We start from the raw sequence: 9,176 nt of genomic DNA, 5'->3' as shown, positions 1-9,176 counted from the left end.
CGAAGGAGTGGGGGCAACAGCAGCTGCGCTGGTAGACTTATCCACAGTTGCTGGTAACAAAATCAGCAATCCGCCCTGGGTCAAATTTCAATCGGCAGGGTGGGTCAATTTTCCATCAGCGCCAACACACTAAGCAACCATCAGAAAATTTTGACTGTACGCCAAAAAATTCGCATCTACCAGCATCTAAACAGGCGTTGTTGATTATCATAAAACACTGACACTGTATTATATAATCGTGCTTTTGTGTTATTTTTTTAATATTTACTGATTACGTACTTGCTTAACCACTCAGTTGCGCTAGAATTAATAGACGCGAAATTTAAATCTCTAATTTTCCAACACTTAGTAAAACCTCGTTTGCCATCCCACTACCATTGTAGGAGCAAATCAGGAGACATAAAAAATTAGCGGTAGCGTGCCTGGCCCTCTAGATAAGTATTGGAGACTGTAATGAAGTTTGAAAAGTCACAGACAGCAATCGACCACCTGACTCCCGAGCAACACCGAATTACCCAGGAGGCGGGCACCGAAAGGCCCTTCACGGGCGAGTACAACGACAACAAGGAGCCTGGCATCTACGTCGACATAGTGTCGGGAGAGCCACTGTTCGCTTCGACGGACAAGTTCGATTCGGGTACTGGCTGGCCCAGCTTCACCAAGCCGATCGTTTCGGCAAACGTGAACGAGGTGCGGGACAGCGCACACGGCATGGTCCGGACGGAGGTCAGGTCAGTACACGCAGACAGTCATCTCGGCCATGTGTTCCCCGATGGTCCTTCCGACCGCGGCGGTCTGCGGTACTGCATCAACTCAGCGTCCCTTCGCTTCATCCCGCGCGACGAGATGGAGTCCGAGGGATACGGTGAATATCTCGATCAAGTAGAGGAGGCTTAACATGCATCAGCGCGCTGTTCTCGCAGGAGGATGTTTCTGGGGCATGCAGGATCTGATCCGCAAGCGGCCCGGCATCATCTCGACCCGTGTGGGTTACACGGGCGGCGATATTCCGAACGCCACGTATCGTAATCACGGCACGCATGCCGAGGGGATCGAGATTGTCTTCGACCCGACAGTGACGAGCTACCGGAACATCCTGGAATTCTTCTTCCAGATCCACGATCCGACGACGCTGAACCGCCAGGGCAATGATCGTGGGCTCTCCTACCGGTCGGGCATCTATTATGTCGACGAGGAGCAGAAGCGCGTCGCCGAGGATACGATCGCCGATGTGGATGCCTCGGGGCTGTGGGATGGCAAAGTGGTGACCGAGGTCCAGCCGGTCGGCGAGTTCTGGGAGGCCGAGCCCGATCACCAGGATTATCTGGAGAAGCGCCCGGGCGGCTACACCTGCCACTTCGTCCGTCCCGGCTGGGTGCTTCCGAAGCGCCAAAAGGTTGACGACGTACAGCCAGCGGCCGGGACCGCGGCGGAATAGGCTTCACTGCCGTTGCCACTGCGCCGATCCGGTCCGCAATCTTCGTGACCGCGTCGTTCAGCGACGCGGTCATCGAACCCTACTTCAGAGTGACGGCTCGTTCCAGTCAGTCGCCATCGCAACACCAGGATCGCAGATTTATGCCAGACCTCTCGTCCTTTCCGATCACGCAGCGCTGGCCGGCATCTCATCCCGATCGCCTGCAACTCTACGCAGCCCCTACGCCCAATGGCGTCAAGGTCTCGATCATGCTTGAGGAGACTGGCCTGGCGTACGAGCCCCACCTGATCGACATCTCGAACAACGAGTCGAAGGATCCGGCGTTCGTGTCGCTGAACCCGAACGGACGCATACCGGCGATCATCGATCCGGCTGGCCCTGACGGTAGACCCATCGCCTTATGGGAATCCGGTGCGATCCTCCTCTATCTGGCCGACAAGACGGGTCAGTTCATCTCCACCGAACCAGGCCAGCGTTACGAGACCCTAGCGTGGGTGTTCTTTCAGATGTCGGCCATCGGGCCGATGTTCGGTCAGCTCGGCTTCTTCCTGCGATTTGGCGGCAAGGACTATGAGGACAAGCGGCCGCAACAGCGCTTTATCGACGAATCCACGCGTCTGCTGGGGATTCTGGATCGCCGGCTGGAAGGCCGCGACTGGATCGTCGACGACTATTCGATCGCGGACATCGCGACGCTCGGCTGGGTGAATGCGCTGGTGGAATTCTACGCTGCGGGTGACATCCTTGGCCTCAGCAGCTTTTCGAACGTCCGCGCATGGCTTGGACGCGGGCTGGCTCGACCGGCCGTCCAGCGTGGCCTCCACATTCCCGCGAGGCCAGCATGAGCATCATCGCCGCCTATTATTACAACGAAGGCAAGCGAGTTCGCGAAATCGCGCTCGATGAGCACGTCAAGTTGGGCGAGAGTCGCTCGGGCTTCTGCTGGATCGCGCTTAGCGAACCCACCCCCGAGGAACTACTCGCGATCCAAAGGACATATAATCTTCATCCGTTGGCGATCGACAACGCGATGCACCCGCTGTGCCCGCCCAAGCTCGAGGTCTACAACGATGAGTTGTACGTCGTCGCGCAGACCGCCGAGCTGGTCGGCGACCGGATCAGCTACGGCAAGATGGCGATCTTCACCGGTCACAATCACCTTATCACCGTGCGGCACGGCAATGCCGGAGCGCTGGGCAAACTTCGGGAGCAACTCGAGGCATCGCCGACGCAGTTCGGCAAGGGTGTCGACTATGTGCTGCACGCGATCTTGCATCGCGTGGTCGACCAGTATCTGCCCATCTTCGAAATGATCGAGGACGACGTCCTGGCGATGGAGCGACGGTCGCTGCACGATTTCCTCGGGCCAGAAGAGGTGGCGCGAATCTTCGAACTAAGGTCCGAACTCACGCGGTTCCAGCGCACGCTCGGGGCTATGGCCGAGCTGGTGCGAAAGCTCGTTCGCGGCCACTTTCCCTGCATCAGCGCCGAAATGACACCATATTTCCACGACGTCGCGGACCATGTCCACCGCGTGCAGTCCATGGTCGACGGCCTCCTGCTTGTCCTGTCCACGGTCTTTGAGGCCAGCAGCCTTCTTGAAGCGCAAAGGACGGGGGTGATCACCCGCCAGCTGGCGGCTTGGGCGGCAATACTGGCAGTCCCGACGGCGATCGCTGGAATATACGGCATGAACTTTAAGCACATGCCGGAGCTGGACACGGCCTACGGATACTTTGTCGTGCTCGGAGTGATAGCGATATCGTGCGTTTTCCTATTTGTGCGCTTCAAGAAGGCTAAGTGGCTGTGAATACTGCCCATCGTTTTCTTCGCCGTCATCTGACGGTTACAGCGGGCCTTATACGGAAGCTTGTCCAATCCAACTCAAGATGAAGGTGCGTCCATGACATAGCAGCTGACCGACGCTCTACAAGCAGTTCAGTCCTTCATCGCCAAGGGCTAAGACCGCGAATAGCGCGTCAAGGACAGCAATCTCGTCGATCTCGAGCCAGGATCAACCATCGGTCCGTGCGGCATCTGCGTCGACGCGGCGTTTCGCCTCGGAAGCGGTGATGATGGCGATAACGCCTCCACCCTCTACGCGATCACCGATCCGGCGACCGAGCATAAGGGCCTGTTGATCGACGTGTTCGATGAAATCTGCTACCGCGACCCAGTTCAAGAGTCGGGACCTCAATGTAGAAGAAGTTGACTAACGAGCATTCGCGTCATCCGATCAAGCAAGCTGGAGACATTTATGAAAGCCATTGGTTACAAGGTTCCGGGACCCATCGCCGCGGATGCCGCGCTGGTCGACATCAATCTGCCTCGGCCTGTCGCTGCAGGATACGATATCCTGGTTGAGGTGAAGGCCGTCTCGGTCAACCCGGTCGACTACAAGGTCCGCAACAGCACGCCGCCGGCAGATGGCGATTGGAAGGTGCTGGGATGGGATGCCGCCGGGATTGTGCGCGAGGTCGGCCCCGACGTCACGCAGTTCGAGTTAGGCGACGAGGTCTATTATGCCGGATCGATCACACGGCCCGGTACCAATGCGGAGTTCCATCTCGTCGACGCCCGGATTGTCGGTCACAAACCTGCGTCGCTCTCCTGGGCGGAAGCGGCGGCGCTGCCGCTGACGACGTTGACGGCCTGGGAGGCGATGTTCGACCGCCTGGACGTGGCGAAGCCCGTACCCGGTGCGGCGGAGGCGATCCTCATCATCGGTGGCGCGGGCGGGGTTGGGTCGATCGCCGTCCAGATCGCGCGACAGCGCACGGACCTCACCGTCATCGCCACAGCCTCTCGACCGGAAACCCAAGAGTGGGTAAGAGGGCTTGGAGCTCACCACGTCATCGACCATTCTCGTCCGCTCGCGCCACAGATCGCCGAACTCGGCATCGGTGCTCCCGCTTTCGTCTTTTCGACCACACATACCGAGCAACATGTCGCCGACATCGCCGAACTGATCGCCCCACAAGGACGGTTCGGACTGATCGACGATCCCAAGGCATTCGATATCATGGTTTTCAAGCGCAAGGCGGTGTCGATCCACCACGAGCTGATGTTCACGCGGTCGATCTACGGCACGCCCGACATGAATGAGCAGGGCGAGATTCTGGATGCGATGGCAGCGCTGGTTGGGGTCGTCTCAGAAAACGGAAAATAAAGCACGCTAAGCCGGTTGCAGCGGCCGTAGCGGCCTGAACTTGCCCGCGCCGATCTTGGCGCTGCTGCGCCAGAGGTAATCGCCGGTCAGGTTGATGTGCTCCCAGCCGAGCGGCGACAGGTACTGCAACAGGCCGTCATCGACGGCTTGACCGTGGCCACGCAAGGCGTTCGCGGCCCGCTCCAGATAGACCGTGTTCCATAGCACGATGGCCGCCGTCACCAGGTTGAGGCCGCTGGCCCGGTAGCGCTGCTGCTCGAAGCTGCGGTCGCGGATTTCCCCCAGGCGGTTGAAGAACACGGCGCGGGCCAGCGCGTTGCGCGCCTCGCCTTTGTTCAGCCCGGCATGCACGCGGCGGCGCAGCTCGACGCTTTGCAGCCAGTCCAGGATGAACAGTGTGCGCTCGATGCGTCCCAGCTCACGCAGGGCGACGGCCAGGCCGTTCTGGCGCGGGTAGCTGCCAAGCTTCCTGAGCATCAGCGAGGCCGTCGCCGTGCCCTGCTTGATCGAGGTGGCCATCCGCAGGATTTCATCCCAATGGGCGCGGACGTGCTTGATGTTGAGCGTGCCGCCGATCATCGGTTTCAACGCCTCGTAGGTGGCATCGCCCTTCGGGATGTAGAGCTTGGTGTCGCCCAGGTCACGAATGCGCGGGGCGAAGCGGAAGCCCAGCAGGTGCATCAACGCGAAGACGTGGTCCGTGAACCCTGCCGTGTCGGTGTAGTGCTCCTCGATCCGCAGGTCGGATTCGTGATACAGCAGGCCGTCGAGCACGTAGGTCGAGTCGCGCACGCCGACGTTCACGACCTTGGTGTGGAACGGCGCGTACTGGTCGGAGATATGGGTGTAGAACGTCCGCCCAGGGCTACTTCCATACTTCGGATTGATATGCCCGGTGCTCTCTGCCTTGCTGCCGGTTCGGAAGTTCTGGCCGTCCGACGATGACGTGGTGCCGTCGCCCCAATGCTCGGCGAAGGGATGTCGGAACTGCGCGTTGACCAGCTCGGCCAGTGCCGCCCCGTAGGTTTCGTCGCGGATGTGCCAGGCTTGCAGCCAGGCCAGCTTGGCGTAGGTCGTGCCGGGGCACGATTCCGCCATCTTGGTCAGGCCCAGGTTGATCGCGTCGGCGAGGATCGTGGTCAGCAACAGGTTTTTGTCCTTGGCCAGGTCGCCTGACTTCAGGTGGGCGAAGTGCCGGGTGAAGCCCGCCCATTCGTCTACCTCCAGCAGCAATTCGGTGATCTTGACGTGCGGTAGGATCATCGCCGTCTGGTCGATCAGGGCCTGTGCGGTATCGGGCACCGCCGCATCGAGCGGCGTGATCTTCAGGCCCGACTCCGTGATGATGGCGTCCGGCAGCTCGTTGGCCAGCGCCATGCGGTTGACGGTGGCGAGCTGCGTTTCCAGCAGCGTCAGCCGGTCATGCAGGTACTGGTCGCAATCGGTGGCCACGGCCAGCGGCAATTCGCTGGCCTGCTTGAGGCTGGCGAATTTCGCGGGCGGCACCAGGTAGTCCTCGAAGTCCTTGAACTGGCGCGAGCCTTGCACCCAGATGTCGCCGGAGCGCAGCGCGTTCTTCAGCTCCGACAGCGCGCACAGTTCGTAGTAGCGCCGGTCGATGCCGGTGTCGGTCATCACCAGCTTCTGCCAGCGCGGCTTGATGAACTCGGTCGGCGCGTCGGTGGGCACCTTGCGGGCGTTGTCGCTGTTCATGCTGCGCAGCACCTCGATGGCGTCGAGTACGTCCTTGGCGGCGGGCGCGGCCCGCAACTTGAGCACGTCGAGAAATTCCGGCGCGTAGCGGCGCAGCGTGGCGTAGCTCTCGCCGATGCGGTGCAGGAAATCGAAGTCCTCGGGTTGCGCGAGCCGCTGCGCTTCGGTGACGCTCTCGGCGAAAGCATCCCAGGACATGACGGCCTCGATGGCGGCGAACGGATCGCGGCCCGCTTGCTTGGCCTCGATCAGCGCCTGGCCGATGCGCCCGAACAGCCGCACCTTGGCATTGATCGCCTTGCCGGATGCCTGGAACTGCTGCTGATGCTTGTTCTTGGCGGCATTGAACAGCTTGCCCAGGATGCGGTCATGCAGGTCGATGATTTCGTCGGTGACGGTGGCCATGCCCTCGATGGCGAGCGCCACCAGGGTCGCGTAACGCCGCTGCGGCTCGAACTTCGCCAGGTCGGCGGGCGTCATCTGGCCGCCCTCGCGGGCGATCTTGAGCAGCCGGTTCTGGTGAACCAGCCGCTCGATGCCGGAGGGCAGGTCGAGCGCCTGCCACGCCTTGAGGCGTTCGATGTGTTCCAGCATGTGCCGCGAGTTCGGTTTGACCGGGGATTGCCGCAGCCAGGCCAGCCACGTCGTCTTGCCGTTGTCGCGGCGCTTGAGCAGATCGTCGAGGCGACGGCGATGCACGTCCGTCAGCGGCTCAGCCAAGGCGTCGTAGAGACGCCGGTTGGCGCGGGTAATCGCTTCGGCGCTCGCCCGCTCGACGGCGTTGAGGGCGGGCACAATGACCGACTGCCGCCGCAGGTGCTCGATCAAGGCTCTGGCCAGCACGATGCCCTTGTCGGTTTGCATGGCCAGCTCGGTCAGCAACTGGACAGCCTGCCGGTAGTGGCCAATCGTGAACGGCTGGAAGCCGAACACCGTTTGCAGCTCGACCAGGTGCTCGCGTCGGGTCTGCTCACGCTGCCCGTACTCGTCCCAGCTTTCGATGCCGACCTTGAGCTGGTTGGCGACCAGTCTCAGCAATGGCGGGAACGGTGGCTCATCAGCGCCAAGGATGACGCCGGGAAAGCGCAGGTAGCAGAGCTGCACCGCGAAGCCCAGCCGATTGGCCGGGCCGCGCCGCTGCCGGATGATGGAGAGGTCGCTTTCGCTGAACGTGTAGTGACGGATCAACTCATCCTTGGTGTCCGGCAACGCCAGCAGGCTTTCGCGCTCGGCGGCGGAGAGGATCGAACGGCGGGGCATGCGGTTTCCTTCTTCTTGAAAACGTAGGTTTGTGACAAGCCCGCCAAGGCAACCGGCGCGGCACGGGAATCAAGGCATTGCGATTCTCGAAAATAGTTCTTGAAATTCTATTCTTGATTGCATATCATCTCAACGAGTTTCGATAAGAAAGGATGCCCATGCGACCGTCTGTTGTGCTTGACATGAAGCGAAGCGCAGTGCGTGAAGCGGTAGGCCGCTTTCGCGCCGCGAACCCGCGCGTCTTCGGCTCGGTGCTGCATGGCACCGACCGGGATGGCAGCGACCTCGACCTGTTGGTCGATGCGCTGCCCGGTGCCACGTTGTTGGACTTGGGCGATTTGGAAGAAGAACTGAAATCGCTGCTCGGCGTTGACGTCGATCTGCTGACTCCCGGCGACCTGCCGCCGAAGTTCCGGGCCAAGGTGCTCGCGGAGGCGCAACCGATATGAGCGAGAACCGCCTGCCCGATTACCTCGACCACATTCAGCAGGCCGCAACCGATGCGCGCAGCTTCGTGGAAGGGATGGCCAAGGACGACTTCTTGGCCGACAAGCGCACCCAGCAGGCCGTCATCATGAGCCTGATCGTCATCGGCGAGGCGGCCACAAAGGTGATGGATGGCTACGTCGAGTTCACCCAGGCGCATGCCGACGTGCCGTGGCGCAGCATGCGCAATATGCGTAATCGCATGGCTCACGGCTATTTCGACATCAACCTCGATGTGGTGTGGGAGACGGTACAGGAATGGCTGCCGGCGTTGCTCCAGCAATTGCCCGCCGTGCGTCAGGATGCCGACGATGAAGACCGTAACGACAAAGGCATGGAGCCATGACCAATCAAGCCGCCGATGTTCGGCCCCTCTGGCGTGTTCGATCCCGCGACCTATGAGCCGCGCTCGGGCAAGACCTTCTGGATGGCCGCAACGGACGTGAGTTCGCTGGTGGGCAAGGAGGCAGCAGCCGACACGCTCATCGGCAACTGCACGACCGCACGACCAGCCTCCCGTTCAAATTCGAGTTAGAACTCATATCCAGCCTGTCTGGGGGCACTGTGAAAGAGGGATCTCCGATGACTGTTGAATCGAGAATATTTTCTGTAGCCGAGTATGTTCAGCCGTCCGAAGGCGAGCCTATTCGTTCCGTTGTGCTTGAAACCCGAGACTCAATTATCGTGGTTTGGCATGTCCATCCCGGGCAGGAAATTGCGGCTCACATTCATCCTCACGGCCAAGACACGTGGACTGTTTTGTCGGGAATGGCTGATTACTTTCAGGGCAATGGGATTGTTCGTGCCCTCAGGGAAGGTGAGATAGCCGTGGCAAGACCGGGCCAAGTGCACGGGGCGCGAAATACAGGTACCGAGCCATTTGTGTTCGTCTCGGTTGTGGCATCAGCCAATGCCGGTTTCGTATTGGCTGAGCGATAGAGCCCAATCTCTGGAGTTGGTCCAATGAGCGGTCGGGGAGATAGGTAACAGACATGCAGCGGACACGGCTGCTAAACCAGGTCGCAAACCTCCTTGCGTCGCAGCGTGCCGCAAGCGACGCGATCAATCGAATGGGGTCGGCATGAGACTGAACACCATCCAGTTCCCGAC

10 protein-coding genes are annotated in these 9,176 nt (G+C 60.6%); 8 read left to right on the top strand and 2 right to left on the bottom strand.

Annotation, left to right across the window (positions count from 1 at the left end):
- Positions 1-453 precede the first annotated feature (453 nt).
- The 4 genes from msrB (at position 454) to PSEMO_RS05115 (ending at position 3,248) form a co-directional block, all read left to right on the top strand.
- The gene (gene msrB / locus PSEMO_RS05130) at positions 454-897 is read left to right on the top strand and encodes a peptide-methionine (R)-S-oxide reductase MsrB (RefSeq protein ID WP_003464965.1); all 444 of its coding nucleotides are present in this window, start codon (positions 454-456) and stop codon (positions 895-897) included.
- A gap of 1 nt (position 898) precedes the next feature.
- Positions 899-1,438: a peptide-methionine (S)-S-oxide reductase MsrA gene (msrA, locus tag PSEMO_RS05125; protein WP_003464967.1), complete on the top strand. Its 540-nt coding sequence runs from the start codon at positions 899-901 to the stop codon at positions 1,436-1,438.
- A 140-nt stretch (positions 1,439-1,578) separates the two neighbouring features.
- A complete protein-coding gene (locus tag PSEMO_RS05120) occupies positions 1,579-2,283 on the top strand; it encodes a glutathione S-transferase N-terminal domain-containing protein (RefSeq protein WP_003464969.1) in 705 nt (234 codons plus the stop codon).
- Complete coding sequence (locus tag PSEMO_RS05115; RefSeq protein WP_003464971.1) at positions 2,280-3,248, top strand: magnesium and cobalt transport protein CorA; 969 nt, start codon at positions 2,280-2,282, stop codon at positions 3,246-3,248. The genes PSEMO_RS05120 and PSEMO_RS05115 overlap by 4 nt, the downstream gene beginning before the upstream one ends.
- 204 nt (positions 3,249-3,452) lie before the next feature.
- Here PSEMO_RS05115 and PSEMO_RS33420 read toward each other — a convergent pair whose 3' ends face one another.
- Entirely contained in the window at positions 3,453-3,620 is a 168-nt protein-coding gene (locus PSEMO_RS33420) for a hypothetical protein (RefSeq protein WP_016487060.1), read from the bottom strand.
- A gap of 75 nt (positions 3,621-3,695) precedes the next feature.
- Between PSEMO_RS33420 and PSEMO_RS05105 the strand changes: the two genes are divergently transcribed.
- Positions 3,696-4,607 carry a zinc-binding alcohol dehydrogenase family protein gene (locus tag PSEMO_RS05105; protein ID WP_016487059.1) on the top strand — a complete coding sequence of 304 codons (912 nt, stop codon included), beginning with the start codon at positions 3,696-3,698 and terminating at the stop codon, positions 4,605-4,607.
- A 6-nt stretch (positions 4,608-4,613) separates the two neighbouring features.
- Here PSEMO_RS05105 and PSEMO_RS05100 read toward each other — a convergent pair whose 3' ends face one another.
- Positions 4,614-7,580: a Tn3-like element ISPa38 family transposase gene (locus PSEMO_RS05100; RefSeq protein ID WP_016487058.1), complete on the bottom strand. Its 2,967-nt coding sequence runs from the start codon at positions 7,578-7,580 to the stop codon at positions 4,614-4,616.
- A gap of 182 nt (positions 7,581-7,762) precedes the next feature.
- On the opposite strand from PSEMO_RS05100, the gene PSEMO_RS05095 reads away from it, so the two are divergent.
- From PSEMO_RS05095 to PSEMO_RS05085, 3 genes are all read left to right on the top strand, one after another.
- Positions 7,763-8,029 carry a nucleotidyltransferase family protein gene (locus PSEMO_RS05095; protein ID WP_016487057.1) on the top strand — a complete coding sequence of 89 codons (267 nt, stop codon included), beginning with the start codon at positions 7,763-7,765 and terminating at the stop codon, positions 8,027-8,029.
- Positions 8,026-8,412 (top strand): HepT-like ribonuclease domain-containing protein, encoded by a 387-nt coding sequence (locus tag PSEMO_RS05090; protein ID WP_003100872.1) that lies wholly within the window; start codon positions 8,026-8,028, stop codon positions 8,410-8,412. The genes PSEMO_RS05095 and PSEMO_RS05090 overlap by 4 nt, the downstream gene beginning before the upstream one ends.
- A gap of 236 nt (positions 8,413-8,648) precedes the next feature.
- Positions 8,649-9,005, top strand: coding sequence for a cupin domain-containing protein (locus PSEMO_RS05085; RefSeq protein WP_003465043.1), 357 nt, complete (start codon positions 8,649-8,651; stop codon positions 9,003-9,005).
- Positions 9,006-9,176 lie beyond the last annotated feature (171 nt).

It is taken from the genome of Pseudomonas putida, assembly GCF_001941965.1.
GTDB lineage: Bacteria > Pseudomonadota > Gammaproteobacteria > Pseudomonadales > Pseudomonadaceae > Aquipseudomonas > Aquipseudomonas putida_L.
This window is presented reverse-complemented; position numbering and strand designations above follow the sequence as displayed.